This window comes from Mycolicibacterium anyangense, from assembly GCF_010731855.1.
Classification (GTDB): domain Bacteria; phylum Actinomycetota; class Actinomycetes; order Mycobacteriales; family Mycobacteriaceae; genus Mycobacterium; species Mycobacterium anyangense.
The window spans coordinates 85,392-107,029 of sequence record NZ_AP022620.1; the positions used below are offsets into that span (position 1 = coordinate 85,392).

The 21,638-nt window shown below is 66.8% G+C and carries 22 protein-coding genes and 1 other RNA gene; 15 read left to right on the plus strand and 8 right to left on the minus strand.

The window, feature by feature from the left end; all coding sequences use genetic code 11:
• Positions 1-157: 157 nt before the first annotated feature.
• Genes prfB through G6N35_RS00345 form a run of 7 tightly spaced genes read left to right on the plus strand, consistent with a single transcriptional unit; the run spans position 158 to position 5,692 of the window.
• Complete coding sequence (gene prfB / locus G6N35_RS00315; RefSeq protein WP_163802290.1) at positions 158-1,276, plus strand: peptide chain release factor 2; 1,119 nt, start codon at positions 158-160, stop codon at positions 1,274-1,276.
• Positions 1,263-2,231 (plus strand): mechanosensitive ion channel family protein, encoded by a 969-nt coding sequence (locus G6N35_RS00320; protein ID WP_163802291.1) that lies wholly within the window; start codon positions 1,263-1,265, stop codon positions 2,229-2,231. The genes prfB and G6N35_RS00320 overlap by 14 nt, the downstream gene beginning before the upstream one ends.
• Positions 2,228-2,719: an Rv3103c family proline-rich protein gene (locus G6N35_RS00325; RefSeq protein WP_163802292.1), complete on the plus strand. Its 492-nt coding sequence runs from the start codon at positions 2,228-2,230 to the stop codon at positions 2,717-2,719. Before G6N35_RS00320 ends, G6N35_RS00325 begins: the two co-directional genes overlap by 4 nt.
• 35 nt (positions 2,720-2,754) lie before the next feature.
• A complete protein-coding gene (gene ftsE / locus G6N35_RS00330; protein WP_163807374.1) occupies positions 2,755-3,444 on the plus strand; it encodes a cell division ATP-binding protein FtsE in 690 nt (229 codons plus the stop codon).
• The gene (ftsX, locus tag G6N35_RS00335) at positions 3,445-4,341 is read left to right on the plus strand and encodes a permease-like cell division protein FtsX (protein ID WP_163802293.1); all 897 of its coding nucleotides are present in this window, start codon (positions 3,445-3,447) and stop codon (positions 4,339-4,341) included.
• 2 nt (positions 4,342-4,343) lie between these two features.
• Complete coding sequence (gene smpB / locus G6N35_RS00340) at positions 4,344-4,850, plus strand: SsrA-binding protein SmpB (protein WP_163802294.1); 507 nt, start codon at positions 4,344-4,346, stop codon at positions 4,848-4,850.
• Positions 4,847-5,692, plus strand: a complete 846-nt coding sequence (locus tag G6N35_RS00345) for a DMT family transporter (protein ID WP_179967431.1) — start codon at positions 4,847-4,849, stop codon at positions 5,690-5,692. Before smpB ends, G6N35_RS00345 begins: the two co-directional genes overlap by 4 nt.
• A gap of 10 nt (positions 5,693-5,702) precedes the next feature.
• On the opposite strand, the gene G6N35_RS00350 is transcribed toward G6N35_RS00345, so the two are convergent.
• From G6N35_RS00350 to G6N35_RS00360, 3 genes are read right to left on the minus strand one after another with little or no spacing between them, the layout of a single operon-like run.
• Complete coding sequence (locus G6N35_RS00350; protein WP_163802295.1) at positions 5,703-6,884, minus strand: sulfotransferase family protein; 1,182 nt, start codon at positions 6,882-6,884, stop codon at positions 5,703-5,705.
• A complete protein-coding gene (locus tag G6N35_RS00355; protein WP_163802296.1) occupies positions 6,881-7,963 on the minus strand; it encodes a DUF1214 domain-containing protein in 1,083 nt (360 codons plus the stop codon). Before G6N35_RS00355 ends, G6N35_RS00350 begins: the two co-directional genes overlap by 4 nt.
• A gap of 9 nt (positions 7,964-7,972) precedes the next feature.
• Positions 7,973-8,521, minus strand: coding sequence for a TetR family transcriptional regulator (locus G6N35_RS00360; protein WP_163807376.1), 549 nt, complete (start codon positions 8,519-8,521; stop codon positions 7,973-7,975).
• Positions 8,522-8,773: 252 nt separating this feature from the next.
• Here G6N35_RS00360 and ssrA point away from each other — a divergent pair.
• Positions 8,774-9,142: a transfer-messenger RNA gene (gene ssrA, locus G6N35_RS00365) on the plus strand.
• Positions 9,143-9,197: 55 nt separating this feature from the next.
• On the opposite strand, the gene G6N35_RS00370 is transcribed toward ssrA, so the two are convergent.
• Positions 9,198-9,524: an ArsR/SmtB family transcription factor gene (locus tag G6N35_RS00370; RefSeq protein WP_163802297.1), complete on the minus strand. Its 327-nt coding sequence runs from the start codon at positions 9,522-9,524 to the stop codon at positions 9,198-9,200.
• An 89-nt stretch (positions 9,525-9,613) separates the two neighbouring features.
• On the opposite strand from G6N35_RS00370, the gene G6N35_RS00375 reads away from it, so the two are divergent.
• A complete protein-coding gene (locus tag G6N35_RS00375) occupies positions 9,614-11,629 on the plus strand; it encodes a heavy metal translocating P-type ATPase (protein WP_163802298.1) in 2,016 nt (671 codons plus the stop codon).
• On the opposite strand, the gene G6N35_RS00380 is transcribed toward G6N35_RS00375, so the two are convergent.
• The 3 genes from G6N35_RS00380 to G6N35_RS00390 form a co-directional block, all read right to left on the minus strand.
• The gene (locus tag G6N35_RS00380) at positions 11,562-12,326 is read right to left on the minus strand and encodes an ABC transporter permease (protein WP_163802299.1); all 765 of its coding nucleotides are present in this window, start codon (positions 12,324-12,326) and stop codon (positions 11,562-11,564) included. The two genes, G6N35_RS00375 and G6N35_RS00380, sit on opposite strands and share 68 nt — an antisense overlap.
• A 62-nt stretch (positions 12,327-12,388) precedes the next feature.
• Positions 12,389-14,335, minus strand: coding sequence for a YhgE/Pip domain-containing protein (locus G6N35_RS00385; RefSeq protein ID WP_163802300.1), 1,947 nt, complete (start codon positions 14,333-14,335; stop codon positions 12,389-12,391).
• A gap of 4 nt (positions 14,336-14,339) precedes the next feature.
• Complete coding sequence (locus G6N35_RS00390; protein WP_407664497.1) at positions 14,340-15,065, minus strand: hypothetical protein; 726 nt, start codon at positions 15,063-15,065, stop codon at positions 14,340-14,342.
• Between the two features lie 66 nt (positions 15,066-15,131).
• On the opposite strand from G6N35_RS00390, the gene G6N35_RS00395 reads away from it, so the two are divergent.
• Positions 15,132-15,743 carry a TetR/AcrR family transcriptional regulator gene (locus G6N35_RS00395; RefSeq protein WP_163802301.1) on the plus strand — a complete coding sequence of 204 codons (612 nt, stop codon included), beginning with the start codon at positions 15,132-15,134 and terminating at the stop codon, positions 15,741-15,743.
• Positions 15,744-15,752: 9 nt separating this feature from the next.
• Here G6N35_RS00395 and G6N35_RS00400 read toward each other — a convergent pair whose 3' ends face one another.
• A complete protein-coding gene (locus G6N35_RS00400; protein ID WP_163807378.1) occupies positions 15,753-17,258 on the minus strand; it encodes an APC family permease in 1,506 nt (501 codons plus the stop codon).
• 160 nt (positions 17,259-17,418) lie between these two features.
• Here G6N35_RS00400 and G6N35_RS00405 point away from each other — a divergent pair, with 160 nt between their 5' ends.
• The 5 genes from G6N35_RS00405 (at position 17,419) to G6N35_RS00425 (ending at position 21,614) form a co-directional block, all read left to right on the plus strand.
• On the plus strand, positions 17,419-18,159 hold the full coding sequence (locus G6N35_RS00405) for a FadR/GntR family transcriptional regulator (RefSeq protein WP_246224151.1): 741 nt from the start codon (positions 17,419-17,421) through the stop codon (positions 18,157-18,159).
• Entirely contained in the window at positions 18,156-18,914 is a 759-nt protein-coding gene (locus tag G6N35_RS00410) for a PDC sensor domain-containing protein (RefSeq protein WP_163802303.1), read from the plus strand. The genes G6N35_RS00405 and G6N35_RS00410 overlap by 4 nt, the downstream gene beginning before the upstream one ends.
• A gap of 66 nt (positions 18,915-18,980) precedes the next feature.
• On the plus strand, positions 18,981-20,183 hold the full coding sequence (locus G6N35_RS00415; RefSeq protein ID WP_163802304.1) for a cytochrome P450: 1,203 nt from the start codon (positions 18,981-18,983) through the stop codon (positions 20,181-20,183).
• Positions 20,184-20,217: 34 nt separating this feature from the next.
• Positions 20,218-20,406: a ferredoxin gene (locus G6N35_RS00420; protein ID WP_163802305.1), complete on the plus strand. Its 189-nt coding sequence runs from the start codon at positions 20,218-20,220 to the stop codon at positions 20,404-20,406.
• On the plus strand, positions 20,406-21,614 hold the full coding sequence (locus G6N35_RS00425) for an NAD(P)/FAD-dependent oxidoreductase (RefSeq protein ID WP_163802306.1): 1,209 nt from the start codon (positions 20,406-20,408) through the stop codon (positions 21,612-21,614). Before G6N35_RS00420 ends, G6N35_RS00425 begins: the two co-directional genes overlap by 1 nt.
• Positions 21,615-21,638 lie beyond the last annotated feature (24 nt).

Below are 21,638 nucleotides of genomic sequence, written 5' to 3' on the forward strand. Positions count from 1 at the left end.
TCGCGAGTGGGCTGGCGCGGCGCAGTCGGGAAGCGTCGCGTCAACGTCGCGCGGCGCACATCCTGGTTACAGCAGTGATGGTAAACGCGTCAGCCCGCCGACTGCCCGGAACACCGCCGTGGATCACAACGCGCCGCCGCCGGTAACCTGAGGACCCGTGGACCTCGATCGACAGTCTGACATCGCCGCCCTTGACACCACCTTGACCACGGTGGAGCGAGTGCTCGACGTGGATGGGCTGCGCGCCAAGATCGAGAAGCTCGAACACGAGGCCGCCGACCCGAACCTGTGGAACGACCAGAACCACGCTCAGAAGGTCACCAGCGAGCTCTCCCACGCCCAGGGCGAGCTGCGCCGGGTGGAGGGTCTGCGTAGTCGTCTCGACGACCTTCCGGTGCTCTACGAGATGGCCGCCGAAGAGGAGGGATCCGGAGCTGCCGATGCGCTGGCCGAGGCAGATGCCGAGCTGAAGTCGCTGCAGGCCGACGTCGAGGCCATGGAAGTGCGCACCCTGCTGTCCGGCGAGTACGACGAGCGCGAGGCCGTCGTCACCATTCGGTCCGGTGCGGGCGGTGTCGATGCCGCCGATTGGGCCGAGATGCTGATGCGGATGTACATCCGCTGGGCCGAGCAGCACAAGTACCCGGTCGAGGTGTTCGATACGTCCTACGCCGAGGAGGCCGGGATCAAGAGCGCCACCTTCGCCGTGCACGCCCCGTACGCCTACGGCACGCTCTCGGTCGAGCAGGGCACCCACCGGCTGGTGCGGATCAGCCCGTTCGACAACCAGAACCGGCGTCAGACGTCGTTCGCCGATGTCGAGGTGCTGCCGGTCGTGGAGACCACCGACCACATCGAGATCCCGGAAACCGACCTGCGCGTCGACGTCTACCGCTCCAGCGGACCCGGCGGGCAGTCGGTCAACACCACCGACTCGGCTGTTCGACTCACCCACATCCCCACCGGTATCGTGGTGACCTGCCAGAACGAGAAGTCGCAGCTGCAGAACAAGGTCTCCGCGATGCGCGTGCTCCAAGCCAAACTGCTAGAACGTAAGCGTCTGGAAGAGCGCGCCGAGATGGACGCCCTCAAGAGCGACGGCGGCAGTTCCTGGGGCAACCAGATGCGCTCCTATGTTCTGCACCCCTACCAAATGGTCAAGGATCTGCGTACCGAATACGAGGTCGGCAATCCTGGGGCGGTACTGGATGGGGACATCGACGGGTTCCTCGAGGCGGGGATCCGGTGGCGTAACCGGCGAGATGACGACGAATAGCTTCCTGGCGATCTCCGTCTCCCAGCGTTGGCATGACTTCTGGCATGGCGACATCGGCGAATGGATCCTGACCCGGGGGCTGCGGATCGCCCTGCTGCTCATCGGCGGGCTGCTGGCCGCGCGGTTCATCAACTGGGCCGCCCAGCGGATCAGCCGCCGCATCGACGCCGACTTCCGGGAAAGCGACGCGCTGGTGCGCTCCGAGAGCGCCAAACACCGCCAGGCCGTCGCCTCGGTGATCTCCTACGTCGCGATCGCCCTGCTGGCGGTCATGGTCGCCGTCGAGGTCACCGACGTGCTGGCGATCCCGGTGAGCTCGTTGGTCGCACCGGCAGCCGTGCTGGGTGCGGCGCTGGGTTTCGGTGCCCAGCGCATCGTGCAGGACCTGCTGTCGGGGTTCTTCATCATCACCGAGAAGCAGTACGGCTTCGGTGACCTGGTGTCGCTGACCGTGGCCGGTATCGCCAAGGAGGCCACCGGCACGGTCGAGGACGTCACGTTGCGGGTGACCAAGCTGCGATCGCCGGAGGGGGAGATGCTGACGATCCCCAACGGGCAGATCGTCAAGACCCAGAACCTGTCCAAGGACTGGGCGCGGGCGGTCATCGACATCCCGGTGCCGACCACCGCCGACCTCAATCTGGTGAACCAGGTGCTGCACGGGGTATCCGATACCGCGATGGCCGACCCCGGGCTCAAGGACCTGCTGCTGGACGCCCCACAACTGATGGGTGTGGAGAGCATCGAACTCGACACCGTGAACCTGCGGATGGTGGCGCGCACGCTGCCCGGTAAGCAGTTCGAGGTGGGCCGCAAGCTGCGCGTGCTGGTGATCGCCGCGCTCTACCGGGCCGGCATCGTCAGCCCCGGCGACAGCGCACCGATGGTCGAGGCGCTGGTGCACCCGGCGACCGCCGGCGGCGCCGAGGAAACCCAGGGGCCGGTGCAGAAGTGAAGCTGATCCCGAGCCGCAAAGAGGGCCGCAGCTGGCCGAACTACATCTTCGGGCGCATGCGGACCTCCACCGCCGCGCTGCTGATCGCATTCATCGCCATCTGGTGGCTCTACGAGACCTACCAGCCGCAGAGCCAACCCGAGGCCCCGGCCACCCAGATCGTTCCGCCCGGGTTCATCCCCGATCCGTCCTACACCTGGGTGCCGCGCACCGACGTCCAGCGGCGCACCCAGACGCCGACGACCACCACCACGACCACCAGCGAGACGCCGACCACGACGACCTCGGCCACCGAGCCGACATCGCCCGGGGAGACTCCGAGCTCGCCGACGTCGCCGACCACCCCGACGTCGCCCACACCGCCGACGGCGACCACCCCGGCGCTGCCCGGAGTGCCGCCCGCACCCGGCGCGCCCAGCCCGAGCCCCACCCCGTCACCTGCGCCCGGGCAGGGGCCGATGTCGACGCCCGCCGCGCCGACGCAGTAGCCGACGCTGTCAGCGGGCTACACTGGCGTGCCGTGATGATCACCCTTGACCATGTCTCCAAGCAGTACAAGTCGTCGGCTCGACCAGCCCTCGACAATGTCAGCGTCAAGATCGACAAGGGTGAGTTCGTCTTCCTCATCGGTCCGTCCGGCTCGGGCAAGTCGACGTTCATGCGGCTGCTGCTCGCCGAGGAGACGCCGACCTCCGGTGAGATCCAGGTGTCGAAGTTCCACGTCAACAAGCTCTCCGGTCGGCACATCCCGAAACTGCGCCAGGTGATCGGCTGCGTGTTCCAGGATTTCCGGCTGCTGCAGCAGAAGACGGTCTTCGACAACGTCGCCTTCGCGCTGGAGGTGATCGGCAAGAAGCCCGACACCATCAACAAGGTGGTGCCCGACGTGCTGGAGATGGTCGGCCTGTCCGGCAAGGCCAACCGGCTGCCCGCCGAACTGTCCGGCGGTGAGCAGCAGCGCGTGGCGATTGCCCGAGCCTTCGTCAACCGACCCCTGGTGTTGCTCGCCGACGAACCCACCGGAAACCTCGACCCCGACACCAGCAAGGACATCATGGACCTGCTCGAACGGATCAACCGGACGGGCACCACGGTGTTGATGGCTACCCACGACCACCACATCGTCGACTCCATGCGCCAGCGCGTGGTCGAGCTGTCCCTGGGCCGGCTCGTGCGCGACGAGCAGCGTGGTGTCTACGGAATGGATCGTTAAGTGCGCTTCGGCTTCCTGATCAACGAGGTCTACACCGGACTTCGCCGCAACGTCACCATGACCGTGGCGATGATCGTCACCACGGCGATCTCGCTGGGGTTGTTCGGTGGTGGCCTGCTGGTGCTGCGACTGGCCGACCAGTCCCGCCACATCTACCTCGACCGTGTCGAGAGCCAGGTGTTCCTGACCAACGACATCTCGGCCAACGATCCGACCTGTGACGGCGACGTGTGCAAGGCGCTGCGCACCAAGATCGAAGGCCGCGACGACGTGAAGTCGGTGCGCTTCCTCAACCAGGCCGACGCCTACAACGACGCGATCGCCAAGAACCCTCAGTTCAAGGACCTGGCGAGCAAGGACGCGTTCCCGGCGTCGTTCATCGTCAAGCTCGACAATCCCGAGCAGCACAAGGACTTCGACGCCGCGATGCAGGGTCAGCCCGGCGTGCTGAACGTGCTCAACCAGAAGGAACTCATCGACCGGTTGTTCGCCGTCCTCGACGGGCTGTCGAGCGTGGCGTTCGCCGTGGCCGTCGTTCAAGCGATCGGTGCGGTTCTGTTGATCGCCAACATGGTTCAAGTCACGGCCTACACCAGACGCACCGAGATCGGCATCATGCGCATGGTCGGTGCCACCCGCTGGTACACCCAGCTTCCGTTCCTGCTCGAGGCGGTGATCGCCGCGCTGATCGGTGTGGTGTTCGCGGTCGGCGGCCTGATCGTGGTGCGGGCGCTGTTCCTGGAGAAGGCTCTCGACCAGTTCTATCGAGCCAACCTCATCGCGAAGGTCAACTACGCGGACATTCTGTATTTCGTCACCCCGTGGCTGGTCCTGCTGGGTGTCGCGATGTCCGGAATCACCGCTTACGTCACGTTGCGCCTGTACGTGCGGAGGTAGTGGTGTCCAAGAAGCCGCCGGCCAACAAGGCAGGCGATGTCCCGGGTGGCAAGAAGGTGGTCGCCACCAACCGCAAGGCGCGCCATAACTACGCCATCCTCGACACCTACGAAGCCGGTGTCGTGCTGCAGGGCACCGAGGTCAAGAGCCTGCGTGAGGGGCAGGCGTCGCTGGCCGACGCCTTCGCCACCGTCGACGACGGTGAGATCTGGCTGCGTAACCTGCACATCCCGGAGTATCACCACGGCACCTGGACCAACCACGCACCGCGCCGCAACCGCAAACTGTTGTTGCACCGCAAGCAGATCGATCAACTGGTCGGCAAGATCCGCGACGGCAACCTGACCCTGGTGCCGTTGTCGCTGTACTTCACCGAGGGCAAGGTCAAGGTCGAACTGGCGCTGGCCCGCGGTAAACAAGCTCACGACAAACGGCAGGACATGGCCCGCCGCGACGCGCAGCGTGAGGTGGTTCGGGAACTGGGCAGGCGCGCCAAGGGCATGTCCTGATCGGGATCCTCCTGGCGCTGGCCTCGGCGATCGGGTACGGCGTCAGCGATTTCGTCGGCGGTATCGCCTCCCGGCGGGTGGCCGCCCTGCGGGTCGTGCTGGTCTCGTATCCGATTGCGATGGTTCTGCTCGGATTGCTCGCGGCTGTCGTCGGCGGCACGTTGTCCACCCCGGCGATCGTGTGGGGTCTGTTGTGCGGGGTCAGCCAGGCCTTCGGGGTCTGGTGGTTCTACGCCGCGCTCGGGTCGGGCCCGATCTCGGTGGTCTCACCGTTGACCGCGGTGCTGGTGGCCGCTGTTCCGGTGGGTGTCGGTCTGGCGCTGGGGGAGCGCCCCGGCGCGGTGGCCGGAGCCGGCACGGTGCTTGCCCTGCTGGCCGTCGTGCTGGTCAGCCGCGAGACCACCGACGAGGACGTGAGTCCGCACCGGTTCACCACGACGGTGGCCTGGCTGACGGTCGGCTCGGGTCTGGCGTTCGGGATGAACTTCGTGTTGATCCACCAGGCGCCGGCCGCGGCCGGGCTGTGGCCGCTGTTCTTCGCCCGGCTGTCGGCCACCGCGATCGTGCTCGCGGTGGCCGCCTTCACGGGCAATTTCCGTGCGCCGCACGGTCTTCCGCTTCGGCTGGCCGTGGCGGCCGCGCTGCTGGACACCGGGGCCAATGTGGCGATGCTGTTGGCGTTGCAGGCCTCCATGCTGTCGCTGGCTGGGGTGCTGATGGCGTTGTACCCGGCGGCCACGGTGCTGCTGGCGATCGTCGTGCTACGTGAGCGGGTCACCCGCTGGCAGGTGGTGGGCATGGTGCTGGCGCTGACGGCCGTGGTGATGATCTCCGTGCACTAGCCCTACAGCCCTACCGCAGCGTTTCGCTGGGGACGTCGAAGCGATCCTGATAGGCGCGGAACCGCTCCCGCAATTCGCCGGCGTCCAGGCCGGTATCCGCCCAGGTGTAGCGATTGCCCCCGCCGTCACCGGGATTGGCCGAAAGATGCGCCCGCATCCGCTTCTCGGCCTGCGGGGTGAGGTCACGGCCGATGCGCTCGTAGACCGCGCCGATCGTCGCGAACGGATCTTTCATGAAGTCGGCGAAGCGGACGTGGATGATCCGCTCGGCGCCCGGCAGCCCACCGTCGACCCACTGCATCAGGCGTTCGAGCCCGAGGACGTTCTCCTCGGCGCACTGCCTGGCCACCCGCGCCACGGTGGAATTGTCGCTGGCCAGCTTCTGCAGGTACGCCATCAGGGCGCTGATCGAGGAGATCACCACCAGGGGATCGCGGTGGGTCTGCACCAGGATCGCATCCGGGTACTCGGCCAGCACCTTGTCCAGATTCCACAGATGCGCGGGGCTCTTCAGCAACCACTGACCCGGTACGCCGGACTGCAAGTGCTGCAGGAACTTCCGGTGATATCGGTAAGCGGCCGCGTGATCGGCCTCGTGCATCAGCCAACGCTGGTAGCCGGGCAGGAAGTACTGGGTGCTGTAGGTCATGCTGCAGAAGGTGCCCATGGTGATCCGCACGCATTCCTGGCCGCCGCGCGCACTCATCGGATGGAACTTCATGAAGCCCGGGTTGAGTTGCTCACTGATCTCGAGAGCGGCCTCGGTCTGGGCGATTCGCGGATCGGTCTCGTAGGTCTGCGGCTGCGGTACCGGGAAGGGCTGGTCGACCTCCCACGTCAGCGGCGCCCGCAGGTCGGGGTCCTGGGTCAACAGGTCGTAGAGGATGGTGGTGCCAGTGCGGGGCTGGCCCAGGATGATGATCGGGCGCTCGATCTTCTCCTGCGCGATCTCGGGATGCTCCCGGCGCCACGCGGTGATCTGCAGGCGGTTGCGCAGCGGCGCGATGACGTCGGCTGCCGCAATCTCCACGCCGATCGGAGACAGGTCGTCGGCCTCGATGAACGCTTCCAGCAGGCGGTCCAGGTTCTCGCGCCACCCGTCGTCGTCGCCGAAGTCGTCGCTGCCGGCTAGTTCGTACGCCTGCTCGATCAGCTTGTCGGCATCCAGGCGGGCGGTGATCGCACTGGTCATCGCACGGCCTCCTTCGCCACGAGGCGGGTGCTGACCTCCGGGGCGGTGGGTTGGTCGAGCCAGCGCAGCGTGACGAATCCCCGTGTGCGCCCGCCGGTGTCGAGCCAATAGCCGTCACCGGTGTCCTGCGCGCCGATGTTGATCCGGATGAGGCCGTCCGGGCCGGAGTCCACGCCCTTGTTGGTCACCGAACTCGACGTGCGCAACGGCTCCGGGCATTCATGCCACAGGCTCTCCAATGTGACTGCCCAGTAACGGGTTTCGGGCGGGGTGAACTCGAGTTGCAGCGACTCGTTGGGTCGCAGGTCGAACACGCCGAGCATGTAGAGGTTGTCGGGGGTGGTGTTCTCGCTGCCCAGCGCCTGGGATTCGGAAGTGATCAGTACGTTGGGCGTGTCGAGAAGGTCTGGTCGCACGGTGCGGTGCAGGGTGGTCAGCTTGACGATCATCCAGTCCATGGCGGTCAGCTGTTCGGCGAACACGTCATCGGTGATCGGCTGCGGCCGCCGCGGCGGCCCGAGTAGTTCGATGCTCAGCTGGACCGGAATTGCGGTGGTCGCTTCGGCGATGTACTCGCGCACCACGATCGAGCTGGCGTCGTCGGGAATCTGCACCCAGGTGGCTCCGGCGAGGTCGTCGTCGGAGGGCGCGGTGGCCGAGAAGACCAGGCTGAAATGCCCGTCCTCGTCGAGCGCGAGGTCGCGGTCGGAGACGTAGTTGCTCATCCGGCGCGGGTTGAGGCCGGTGCCGGCGAGTACCTGGATGCCGAGATAGGTGGACGTGCCGCGGGTGCCGGTCACTCGGTAGGCGCGGTCGCCGCTGATACTGGCCAGCGGGTAGGTGCCGTGCGGGTTGGGGCCGCCGACGTAGCGCTGCGGGGTGGTCATCTGGACGAAATGGGGGTCGTCGAGATCAGCGTCGATGGTGAGCTCGGTACACAGGGCCGTCACCCGGTTGAGTACCCGAAGGCCTTCCAGGAGTTCGCGTTCGTCGCGGGCGTCCTGCTTGATCTGCTCTGTGCTGTCGTCGAGCACCTTACGAACGAAACACCATGCCTCCAAGGATTTTTCGACACCCATGGCCAGCCGCTACCTTTCCTCGTCGATCGGTTGAGGCGCCATCGACGCGATGGCGCGACAGATCCGGTCATGCAGCGAGCCGCCGTCGCGCAGCCAGTCGTCCAGCGAGATGCGAACCGCGGCCATGGTGAGTGCCCCGATCAGCCGGGGCCGCGGGTCGTCGACGGTCAGATCGAGCAGGCGCGGGGCGACGGCTTCGGCGATGGCCGCCTCGAAGCTGAGGTAACACAGCAGTGTCCAGGCCCGCAGACTCAGCGACTCGCGGGTCTGGCGCTCGATCTCGGCGATCTGTCCGTCGATCTGGTCGAATCCCGCCGCGAGTTCGTCGAACGCACCCAGGAGCGCATCGGTGGGGGAGAGCTGGTCGGGCTGGCGGCGTACGGCGTCGGTGATCGCGGCGATCCACCGGGCGGTGAAGCCCTCGGCGACGGCGTACTCCTTGGACTCGAAGTACCGGAAGAAGGTGGCGCGGGCGACCTCGGCCTCGGCGGCGATGCGGTCCGCGCTGACCGCGGCCAGGCCGTCCTGCATTACCAGCTGGGCCGCCGCGGCGGCCATCCGCTCACGGGTCTGTTGTCGTTTACGCACCCGAAGATTGGACACAGTCGCACTGTAGACAAAGTCTCACTTTCTGTTGTCTCTTTCGCCGAAACCCACAATTGGGCGGAGAATTGCAGGTCAGGACCGCCACAACGTCGATCTCGGCGGGGCTTGGGGCGGGGCTGGCAGTGGCCGGGATTAATGTGCTTGGGGACGTGGTTGCTTACCGCGTACCATTGAGAGTCCGGTCGAACGTCGGCCGGGGTGCGAGGGGCTGAACGGTTTCGACTTCGCGCATCGAATCAAGGGAAGCGTGCCGGTGCAGGCAAATGACCACCGTAAGCGTCGTTGCAACCAATTAAGCGCCGATTCTCATCAGCGCGACTACGCCCTCGCTGCCTAAGCGACGGTGTGTCTGTCAGACCGGGAGCGCCCTCGGCCCGGACCCTGGCATCAGCTAGAGGGACCCACCCACGGGTTCGGTCGCGGAATCCATGGGGACATCAAACAGCGACTGGGATCGTCATCCTGACTTGTTCGCGTGAGCAGGAGATCCAAGTAGAGACATAGCGAACTGCGCACGGAGAAGCCTCGAGGGAATGCCGTAGGACCCGGGTTCAATTCCCGGCAGCTCCACCGAGAAGCAGGCCAGGCCGAAAGGCCTGGCCTGTTTTGTTCGGGAAGCGGCTTGGGGCTAGTGCTCTACCTGCGCGGCCGGTTCATCGGCCAATGCTGCCCCGAGCAGTCGCAGGATCTCGGGGTCGGCAGGGGAGTAATAGACGAATGTGCCTTCGCGGCGGGCTCTCACCAAGCCGGCCAGCCGAAGCTTCGCCAAGTGCTGGCTCACCACCGCGGGTGCGGCCCCGGCCAGTTCCGCCAGGCACGCCACCGAGGTCTCGCCTTGGCCGATGGCCCACAGCAGTTTGATGCGGGTGGGGTCGCTGAGCATGCGAAACGCCTCCGCGGCGCGACCGACTTGATCGTCGGTGGGCATCGAAAAGTCGGGCAGCGACGTGTGCACGGGTCGATTCTAACGATGAGTCCGCTGACTGACTGCTATTTTGTACAGCAATATTGCTATATGCATGGATACGCACATATGGTGGCGGAATGCCTGTCGACGCCGCCACCCACGTCGGCCTCCCCGGACCGGCACCTGCCGGCGTCGCCCGCCGCCGGTCACGGGTCACGGCGTGGGCCCTGCCGGAGGTGCGGTGGTCGCTGCTGGCCACCGTCCTGTTCGGTGCAGGTGCGCTAGCCCAACTCGCCGACGCGCCAGCGTGGCTGTACTGGACGCTGTACCTGACCTGTTATGCCGCTGGGGGCTGGGAGCCCGGATTGGTGGGGCTGAAGGCGTTGCGGCACAAGAGTCTTGATGTCGATCTGCTCATGGTCGCTGCCGCCATAGGTGCCGCGGCCATCGGGCAGGTCTTCGACGGTGCACTGCTGATCGTCATCTTCGCCACGTCCGGGGCGTTGGAGGCGGTCGCGACCAAACGCACCGAGGACTCCGTTCGATCCCTGCTGCGTTTGACGCCCGAGACCGCCACCCGCGTTCTGTCCGACGGCGCCGAAGAAGTGGTGGACGCGCAGGCCCTGGCAGTCGGGGACGTTCTGCTGATCCGCCCGGGCGAGCGCATCGGCGGTGACTGCGTGGTCATTGAGGGCGTCAGCGACGTGGACCAAGCCAGCATCACCGGCGAGTCTCTGCCGGTGGACAAGGCGGTTGGAGACGAGGTCTTCGCCGGCACCCTGAATGGTGCTGGCGCGCTGCGGGTTCGGGTTGTGCGCCCAGCTGCTGACACCGTGATCGCCCGCATCGTCACGCTGGTCGCCCAGGCTAGCGCGAGTAAGGCCCGCACGCAGTTGTTCATCGAGAAGATCGAGCAGCGGTATTCGGTCGCCATGGTCGCGGCCACCGTCGCACTGTTCGTCATCCCACTGCTATTCGGCGCCGATCTGCAGTCGGCGCTGCTTCGGGCGATGACGTTCATGATCGTCGCCTCGCCCTGCGCCCTGGTGCTCTCGACGATGCCGCCGCTGCTGGCGGCGATCGCCAACGCCGGCCGCCACGGCGTCCTGGTGAAGTCAGCCGTCGTGCTCGAAAAGCTGGCCACCGTCACACGCGTCGCCTTCGACAAGACCGGTACCTTGACCCTGGGCACACCGACGTTGACTACCGTGCGCACGGTATCCGGCACCCGGTACGACGACGCAGCGGTGCTGGCCATGGCCGCCGCAGTCGAGCGCGACTCCGAGCATCCGCTGGGCCGTGCCATCGTGGCGGCCGCCCGCCAACGCGGTCTGCTCGCCCCGGGCACCACCGACTTCATCGCGACAGCGGGCCGCGGCGTCAGTGCCCGCCTCGACGGCTGTCGCGTGCAGGTGGGCAGCCCCGCCTTGCTCGACGATCACGACGATGCGGCGCGTGTGATCGTCGATGATGTTGAGCGCCATGGCAATAGCGCCGTGGTGGTGCAGATCGACGGAGTCAGTGTCGCGGTACTGGGTTTGGCTGATCACCCCCGTCCGGGCGCCGCTGAGACCGTTGACCGGCTCGCCCGTCTCACCGGCACGCCGTCATTACTGCTCACCGGCGACAACGCCCGGGCGGCGGCACTGCTCGGGGAGGAGCTGGGGATCACGGATATCCGCGCCGGGCTGCTGCCCGAGGGTAAGTCGACGGCTGTGCGGCAACTACAGAACGATGGCGCACGGGTGATGCTCGTCGGCGATGGCATCAACGACGCCCCCGCGATGGCACACGCACATGTCGCCGTGGCCATGGGCCGTAACGGTTCTGACCTGACGTTGGAGACGGCCGACGCTGTCATCACCCACGATGACCTGGCCGCCGTGCCCGGGGTGCTCACGCTGGCTCGTCGCGCCCGCCGCGTCGTCATCGCCAATCTCGTCATCGCCGCCACGTTCATCGCCGTCCTGGTGGTCTGGGATCTTGTCGGCCACCTGCCGCTGCCGCTCGGGGTGGCAGGGCACGAAGGTTCCACCGTCCTGGTCGGTCTCAATGGACTGCGGCTGCTGCGCGATCGAGCCTGGCCTAGGTTTGCCCCGAACGAATCTCGCGTGACCGCGAGATCGTGCCGCGTGCGATCAACTCCAGCGTGACGACGACCGCGCTGGTTTGCGAGAGCAGTATGGCCAACAGGATCAGTATCTGCACGGCGCCGGCCTGGGCTGCCGATCCCGTGCTGAGCAATACCCCGACGAAAGCCCCCGGCAGCGTCACCAGCCCCACGGTTCTGGTCTGGTCCAAGTTGGGCAGCAGCGCGTCGGTCGCGGTAGCACCGATGATCTCCATCCGTGCCTCACGATCGCCGAACCCGAGACTCAATGCGGCCTCGACCTCACCCGCTCGGACTGTCAGCATGTCGAGAGCGCGGCGGGCCGCGACCGCGGTGGCGGTCATCGTGCTCCCCAGGATGATTCCGGTGACGGGCACGACCGCGGTGCCCTTCATCGGTACCAGCCCGGACCCGAGCAGCAGTGGGAGGACCGACGCCATGCCCGCCGCCAGGGCTATCGCGAGCAGCCAGGAACGGTCGCACCTGCTGCGTCGCGCCGCCGTGACCGCGGCGGCGACGAACATGACCACCAGGACCAGACCTGATGTCCACAGATTTCTCAGTGCCGTGGCCAACACGGCGGCTGCCGCGGACAATTGCAGGACCGCGCGCAGCGCAGCCCTGGGCACGGTGAGCGCCGCACCCAGGGTGGACGCCCAGTAGAGAACTGCGGCGGCAAGCACCATCAGAGCGCACACCACGATCAAGACCGGGCCCAGCAGGTGAGGTGTGAGCTGCATTCGATCGATGACCTCCAGTCAAGAATCCCTGAACGTCAATGTAGTTCGTCACTCGGCGAGTACTACATCTTGACGCTCGGTACCAGCCGGGTGAGGTTCCACAACTGGTTTCGCCGCGCTGCCAGGGAGGTCAGCAGAATCGACCCCAAGCTCAGGGCGACCATGAAGATCAACGCCTGCCACAGCCGGCCGTCGATGCCGCCGAGGATCAGCTGCCGTAACCCGTTGACGCCGTAGGTCATCGGGTCCAGCCGGTGCAGCGCCTGGAATGGCCTGCTGGTGGTCTCGACGGGGTAGAGTCCACCGGCGCTGACCAGTTGGACCATCAGCAGCGTCATCAGCAGCACCTTGCCCAGTACCGGGCCAAGCAGGGCGCTGATCGCCTGCGCCACCGCGATGAAGGCGCACGATGCCAGGATCATGAAGCCCAGCATCGCGACCGGATGCTCGGCGTGCACATGCAGCGCGAAGCGCACCACGCCGTACAGGATCACCGCCTGCGGAATCCCGATCAGCACGGCGGGCAGGTAACTGGCCAGCGTCACACGGATCGGGCTGATCTCGGCGGCGATGGCACGGTTCTGGAGCGGACGGAACGCCATCCACAGCAGCATGGCACCGAAGAACAGCGCGAGGGTGAGGAAGAACGGCGCCATGCCGGTGCCGAAGTTCGGCGCCGAGTTCTCATGAGAACTCGTCAGCTGAACGGGGGCGCCGATCGCGGTAGCGATGGCGTCCTTCTGCTGGGGAGTCCAGTCTGGAACCTGCTGCGCGCCCTCGGTGAGCTTGGTCGCCAGCTCCTTGGACCCGGAACTCAGTTGCGCCGCTCCGGATTTCAGCTGTCGGGCGCCGTCATCGAGCTTGACGATGCCGGCGTTGAGTTGCGCGTTACCGGACGCCACCTGCTGCGCACCATCCCGGAGCTGGTTGAGTTTGTCGGTGAGTTCCCTGCCCTTGGTCGAGATGTCGGTCAGTGCGGTACCGACGGGTCCGCCGGAGCTCGCGGTGGCGCGCGCCTTGTCCAGCTTGGCCTGGATGGCCGGGGTCCGCTGGTGGGCCAGCAGCTGGTCGCGGGTGTCGCGCAGCGTGGCGGTGGCCATCGCCGACACCGGATCCTGGTTGGCCGAGAGGTTGTCGATGACCGACGTCAGTGACTGGGCGGCAGCGTCCTGCGCTGCGGTGATGGCGTCGAGTTCGGCCGATGCCTCGGTCAGTGCGGACGAGCTGTCCTGCACCTGGCCGTTGACCTGATCGCTCTGGGTGCCGATCTGGGCCAACAGATTGGTCATCTTCAGCAGGGGATCGGTGGCGCTGTTGATACCGTCCGACAGCTTGCGGGAGCCGGCCGTCAGCTCTGCGGACCCGGTGCGGGCGGTGTCGAGGCCGGCTGCCAGCTGACCCGCTCCCGTGTCGAGTTGGGCTGCGCCAGCGGAGAGTTGGCTCGCTCCGTCGGCTGCCTGCTTGATTCCGGTGCCCGACGTGGTGATCACCGACAGCACCTGGTTGACCGCCTGCCCGGAGATCCGCGTCGATACGGCGTTGAGCACCTGCTCGAGGGCGGTGCGGCCGATGCTCGACGAGATGTAGTTGTTCGCGTCGTTGTAGTCGGCGATCAGCTGCGCCTTGCGGGGATTGCCGGTGGTCGGGGAGGCGATCGCCGCACTGAAGTCCGGCGGCAGTTCCAGCATGAAGTAGTACCTGCCGTGAGCGACCCCGTCACGCGCGTCGGCGTCGTCGACCAGGTGCCAGTCCAGGCTCTTGTCATCGGTGAGGCTCTTGGCGATCTCGGCGCCGACGTTCACCGACTGGCCGGACACCTCGGTGCCGCGGTCCGAATTGACCAGCGCCACCGGCAGTTTGTTCACATGGCCGAAGGGATCCCAGTACGCCCACAGATACAGTGCGCCGTAGGTCAGCGGCATCAGCATGAGGATGACGACGGCGATCCGCGTCATCCGATTGCGGGCGAAGCGTTTGATCTCCGACCCGAGGGCAAGTCCGCCCACCATCTGCTCAGTCCTTTCCCGTGATGTTCGGGATGTGTACGTCATGTTCGGGTGCCTGATCACCGAGCGAATTCGTCACGCCCACCACTACGAGGCGGTCGGCGGCGATCGCGCCCAGGCGCTGTGCCGCCTGCACTCGCCGGCCGTTGTCGCGGACCTGTTCGAGATCACCGACCACCAGGATCGGCCGGTCCGAGCACTGCGCCAGCGCGACTTGGAGTAGGAACGTCTCCAGGTCGCCGAGGTCGCCGACGTAGTCCGACTCCGAGGGGCGTGCGATGTCGCCGTACACCTCGGCCAGGACGTCGCGGTCCGAATCCGCACGCGGCCGGCGAAACAGCGGAGCAAGCCAGCGGCGCTGCTCGGCCAGGACCGTGCCCACCGTGACCGCCTCGTCCAGATCGTCGATGTCGGCGAAGGCCGCGATGGCGCAGTGTCGCCGGATCGCCCGCGGCGCGGTGGCACCGAGGACGGCGACGGTGCCGGAACTCGGCTTGAGCCGACCGGCCAGGGTGAGCAGCAGCGCCTTCTGGCTGTGACCGCCCGGCATCCGTACCGCATGCAGGCCGCTGCCGAGCTCCAGGTCGACGTCACTGAACAGTGGGCCGTGCTCACCGTCGAACGTCAACCCCCGCGCCACGATGGTCGCCTCGCTCTCGGCGCCGGGATGTACCTGCGCAGTGTGGACCGCAGCGTGCGGGCTCACGGTGGCCTCCTGGGGTTGCCGTCTCAACGAGTGGATGATTCAATACGATATGCATCCAATACGGAATGTATCGAGTTTGAGGGACAGTTTGTCGTGAAGGTCACAGAGGCGCGGGAAACCCGCCGGCGCAGCAACACCCGGGCCCGTTTGATCGAGGCCACCGATGAACTCATCCGGGACAGCGGCCGGACGTGGTTCAGTGTCGAGGAAGTGTGCCGGGCGGCCGGCTATACCCGCGGAGCCTTCTATTCCAGTTATGACGACATGGAGGATCTGCTCTTCGAGGTGTACGGACACCAGAACGACGGGCTCGTCGAGAGGCTGCGGAGTACCGCCGAGCCCCTGCTGCGCAGCAGGGGCGTCCTCAACACCGATCGGGTGGTGCGCCAACTACTCAAGGCCGGCGTCGCCGACCAGCCGCGCATCGCCCTGCATGCCGCGCTGGTGGCTCGCGCCGCCCATCAACCCGAGATCGCGCTGGCCCTCGATGCCCAGGTCGAACGGCTTCGTGAAGGGCTGCAGGGGATCTTCGTCGATCTGATCGCCAAGACCGGTCGGACCATGACCGTCGCGCCCGAGGTCTTCACCCGGGCGATGATGGCCGTCCAGGCCGGCGCGTCAGGACAGTTCCTCAGCGACCGGGCCGCCACCGAGGAAGTCCGCTACCTCACCGCACTGGCTGTTGTCGAAGGACTGTCTGCCTGACGGCGGCTTTCAGCGGCGCGGAATTGCATCGTCGTATGGCGCCGTGCTGCGGTCATGCAGCGGGTGAATCACCATGTACACCAATCCGATTCCAACAACGACCACCGCTGACAGGGCGACGATCCAGTTGTCGTACCAGGGCGCGTCGGGGGTGCGCGGCCACGCCATGTTGACCATCGCCGTCACGCCGTAGACCAATGCCGCGACGTTGACCGCCACACCCCACTTGCCCAGGGTGTACTTGCCGCTGGGAACCCAGCCCTTGAGCCGGGCGCGCAGCGCGGCGAAGACGACCATCTGGAACGCAAGGTAGATGCCGAAGGCGGCGAAGCTGATGATCTTGGTGATGGCGTCGGTGGAGAACTTCGAACCGATGACGATCACGGCCGGCACCGCAGCGGCGAGCAGCAGTGCGTACGGCGGAACATGGCGGGTGGGGGAGAACTTCTTGAGCAGTGAGCTGCCCATGATCATGTCGTCGCGGCCGTAGGAGTAGGCCAGCCGGCTGGCCGCGGCCTGCAGGCTCATCGCACAGGACAGGAAGGAGATCAGCACCACGAAGAGCACGATCCTGGCGCCGGTGGTGCCGAACGCCTCGTTGAGCACCGTACCGACCGGGTCGGTATCGGTTCCGGCGATCACCGCGGGGATGTCGGTGACGGCCAGCACCAGAGCCAGACAGACGAATGTCGCTGCGGCACCGCCGATGTAGATGGTCCGGCGCATGGCTTTCGGGATCAGCCGACCCGGGTTCGGGACCTCTTCGGCGACATCGCCACAGGCCTCGAAACCGTAGTACTGATAGACACCGATCAGTGCCGCGGCGGCGAACGCCCACAGATAGTTGCCGTCACCGCCGGTGCCGAAGCTGTCGAAGATGATGCCGATGTTGTGCTCCCGGTGGGCGAAGAGCAGCCACCCGCCGACGGCCAGCGCTCCGAGGATCTCGGCGGTAAATCCCAGGATCGCCGCAGTGGCAAGCACTTTGGTGCCCATGAAGTTGATGACGGTGGCCAGGGCCAGCAGGCCGAGGGCGAAGAGGATGGTGTTGTTCACCGTGGCTTCGATCCCGAAGGCCGCCGCGATGTAGGGCCCGGCGCCGTAGACGACCGAGGCGATGGTCACCAGCAGGGCGACGATGTAGACCCAGCCGGTCATCCACGCGTAGCGGCGGCCCCACAGCCGGCGCGCCCACGGGTAGACGCCGCCGGCGACCGGGTACTGCGCGACGATCTCACTGAAGATCAGTGCGACGAGCAGCTGCCCCACGCCGACGATCAGGAAGCTCCAGATCATCGGTGGGCCGCCGGTGGCCAGGGCGTAGGCGAACAGCGTGTACACGCCGACCACAGGGGACAGATAGGTGAACCCCAGCGAGAAGTTGGCCCACGGGCTCATATCCCGTTTGAACTCCGACTGGTAGCCGAGCGCATGCAGATGCGCGGCGTCGTCGTGGTCGTGGAAGGTGTAGTAGCCGTCGTCGGTGGACGTGGGCTCGGAGATCGGGCTGGACATGAGACTGCTCACTTCCGTGATGCGGGCTTCGTGTTTGGCGGAAAACTACAGTCCTATTGTTTATAGCGCAACAGGAACGGCGATATTGCCTCGAAATGCGGTAGATTGCCGAGGTCAGGCCCGCAGGACAGGCCCCGGAAGACCGGGAAGAAAGGCCATCGTGTCGTCGTTGTCGCCGCTTGTCGCCTCGGAGGCATCGGTCGGTCGCGCCGACGAGATCGTCCAGCGGATCACCGAGGCCATTCACCTGGGCCTGCTCGACGACGGCGAGCGCCTGCCCGTCGAGATCGACCTGGCGGCGCAGTTCGGGGTGGCCCCGATGACGGTCCGCGAGGCGCTGGCGACCCTGCGCGAGCAGCAGCTGGTCGAGACCCGGCGCGGCCGCAGCGGTGGCTCGTTCATCCGGCGGCCGGCCAGCCCGCCCGTCGACCAGTTGATCCAGCGCCTGAGCCGCATGAGTGCCTCGGACGTGCGTGACCTGTTCGACGAGCACACCGCGATCGCCGGGCAGGCCGCCCGGCTGGCTGCCGAACGGGCGGCGCCGTACGCGGTGCGCCGGCTGTTCGCGCTCACCGATCAACTCGGCGCGGCGGGGACACTCGGGGACCGCATCCGCGCCGACAGCAGGTTCCACATCCAGGTGGCGGTCGCCTCCCAGTCGGCCCGGCTGGCCCGGCGTGAGGCCACCCTGCAGGCCGAGGTGGCCGGACTCATCTGGCTACCCGCCGAACCGGAGGTCGACGTCGCCCGCTACGTCGAGGAGATGCACGCCATCGCGACGGCGATCGCCGCGGAGAACCCCGACGATGCCCGGCGGCTGGCCGAACAGCACGTCATGGGCCAGCTGGCCCGGCTCACCCAGGTCAATCTGGACCTGTCCACGACGGGACCGGAGACGTGAGTCCCGACAGCACGGCCCACAGCCTGGCCGCGAGTGTCTCGGCTGCCCTGGAACCGATCTACCAGCGCCTGGAGCGGCTCGCTGCCGAGGTGATGGGTGCCCGGCCCCGGCGGGCAGCGTTCACCGAGGCGCACCTGAGCGGCCTGCAACGGCTGATCGTGGAGTTCCTCGGCGAGGAGCCGGTGGCGTGGGGGATGGGATTCATCGCCGCACCGTGGGTGGTGGACGCCAGGGAGCGCTATCTGGCCTGGTGGCAGCGGGAGGGCGAGCGGGTCGCTCGGCTGCGGCTCAATTTCGATCCGGCGAGCATCGACGTCTACGACTACCTGCAGATGGACTGGTACCAGCTGGCCCAGCGCGGCCAGGCCCGGGTCGCCTACGGGCCCTACGTCGACTACAGCGGCTCGGATATGTACACGCTCACCGCGACCATTCCGGTGGTCGCCGACGGCGATTTCCTGGGTGTGGCGGGCGCTGATCTCGCGGTCGGCGAGGTGGAACACCGCCTGGTCGGCATCCTTCGCCAGAGTCCCGAGGACGTCGTCATCGTCAGCACCGAGCGGCGGGTGATCGCCGCCAACACCCCGAGGTGGGTGGTCGGTTCCCGGTTGTCGACGCTTCCCGTCGCAGGTCCGCGCACGGATCCATCGGCATTCCGCGAGGTCGTCGAGGTCCCACTGGGTGTGGGCTGGACGCTGGCCGTCGGGTGGCCCCTGGCCGGAACGGAAGGGACGTCGCTGCCGAGCAGCTATTGACAATTAAGAATCTACTTCTAGAGTATTTGGCTACCGCCGTGTCGCATACTCGTGGAGGTAGCACCCATGTCTTCTTTGACCGTCGGGCCCGTCCCGGCCTTCGACGTCGCCGATCCGGCGTTTTCCATCACCTCTGACGAGGTCCACCAGGCCCGTGAGCGCAGCTGGTACGCCACGACGCCCTACGGCATCGCGGTGCTGCGCTACGAGCAGGTCAATCGTCTGCTCAAGCACCCGAATCTGCGCCAGGGCAGCATCGCCTGGCCTGCCCACAACGGCGTCACCGAGGGGCCGTTGGCGCGCTGGTGGGACAGCTGGATCCTGAACAAGGAAGGCGAAGAGCACCACCGGCTGCGTCGGCTGTTGAACCCCGCATTCTCGCCCAAGCTCATCGGGTCGCTGGTGCCGCGATTCCAGGCCCTTGCCACCGAACTCGTCGACGGCTTCACCGAGCCGGACCGCTGCGAGTTCGTCGGCGAGTTCGCCGAACCGTACGCCGCCCGGGTCATCGCGATCATGCTGGGGCTGCCGGAGTCCGAGTGGCGGGTCATCGCCTCCGAGGCGTCCACCATCGGCCTGGCCATGGGGGTGACGCTGCGCTCGGACCTGGCACTCATCGAAGCCGCGCTGCAGCGACTCTACGAGTACAGCGACGCGCTGATCGCCGATCGCCGGCGCCACCCGCGCGAGGATTTCGTCACCGCCATGGTGAACGCCTCCCGTCCCGAGGACGGCCGCCTCAGCGACACCGAGATGCGAGATGCCCTGGTGCTGTTGATATTCGGTGGCTTCGACACCACCCGAAATCAGCTCGGGCTGGCGATGCAGAGCTTCATGGCCAATCTCGATCAGTGGCGGCTGCTGGCCGAACGCCCCGAGCTCGGTGGCAAGGCCGTCGAGGAGGTGATGCGGGTGAACCCCACCGTTCGCTGGGTCACTCGTGAGGTGCTGGAGACCTTCGAATACGAGGGTGCCACACTCGAAGCCGGTACTACCGTCCACCTCTACAGCGAGTCGGCTGGCACCGACCCGCGCGTGTTCAGCCCTGGCTTCGACATCACGGCAGAACGCAAGCCGCACTTCGGGTTCGGTGGTGGTGCCCATCACTGCCTCGGCCACTTCGTGGCGCGCTCGGACATGAGTGAGGCGCTTCCCCTGCTGGCCCGCCGGATGCGCGACCCGTATGAACTGCCCGGGGCCAGCTGGCTGCCCGACTCCGGCAACACCGGCCCGATCCGGCTCCCTATCGGCTTCACCCCAGCCGTCTGAACACCCCTCGTCACCGCCAAGGAAGGACCACACCATGCGTGTCACCGTCGATCTCGTCAAATGCCAGGACCACGGCCAATGTGCCATCGCAGCCCCGCTCGTATTCGCGATGAACGATGACGGCAAGCTCGAGTACGACGGCAATCCGCCGGACTCCGAGCGCCAGAACGTCGAGGAGGCCGCCGATGTCTGCCCGGCCCAGGCCATCCTCATCGAGGACTGATGGAGTCCGCAGGCCACGTCGCCGTCGTCGGCGGCTCACTGGCCGGCCTTCGTACGGCCGAGCAGCTGCGGGCCCACGGCCACACCGGTCCGATCACGGTGTTCGGGGCCGAACGGCACTTCCCATACAACCGGCCACCGCTATCCAAAGAAGCTTTGGCTGAAGGCAATTGGCCATCAGCCGGTGATCTTGCCGGTGCGCTGGCCTTTCGCCGCCGAGCCACCGTCAGCGATGTCGACTTCCGCCTGGGCACCTCTATCGTGGCTGCGGACCTTACTGCGCAACGGCTCTTCGACCGCAACGCACGCAGTGCGGATTACGACGGACTCGTCATCGCCACCGGCCTGCGGCCGCGGCGGCTGTCGGTACCCGGCCCGGATGGCGGGCGCCATGTGCTGCGCACCGTCGAGGATTGCGTGCAGCTGCGTGCCGCGCTCGCCGGGCCGCGCCGCGTCGTTGTGGTCGGCGGGGGATTCATCGGATGCGAGGTCGCCGCGACATTGCGGGTACTCGGCCACCACGTCACGGTGGTGGACCCGGCCGGGCCCCCGATGCAGCGCGTCCTCGGGCCGGAGCTCGCCGAGGCAGTGCGGCGCCACCACTGCGCTGCGGGAATCGAATTCGTGATCGGAGCCGGGGTCGCAGCGTTGTGCGGCGCGGAAACCGTATCGGGTGTGGTCCTGGACACCGGCCAGACGTTGGCTGCCGACGTCGTCGTCGAGGCCATCGGATCCCACTGCAACGTCGAGTGGCTGGCGGGGCAGGGACTTGATCTCAGCGACGGGGCGCTCGCCGACAACCACCTCGCGGTCTGCGGCGCCGGGAACGTCGTCGCCGTTGGCGACGTCGCACGGTTCCCCAATCCGCTGTTTGACGACGTCGCCCGCCGCGTCGAGCACTGGTCGATCCCCGCAGACACCGCCAAACGGGCGGCGGCAACCCTGCTGGAAGCCCAGTGCGACAAACCGTTTGCGCCGATTCCGTCGTTCTGGAGCAACCAGCTCGATCTGCGTCTGCAGGGTTTCGGTGCACCGGGCCTCGGTGACGAGGTGTGCATCGAGGAGGGCCGTCTCGAGGATCTGACGGCCGGCGTGGTCGCGACGTATCACCGCGGTTCCCGCCACGTCGGCACCGTCGCAGTGTGCCTCAGCCCAGCCCGACACCACCAGCTTCGCGACGCGTTCGCCGTCGCGGACCTCAACGCATGACAACACGACCCGTGAAGGGGAACC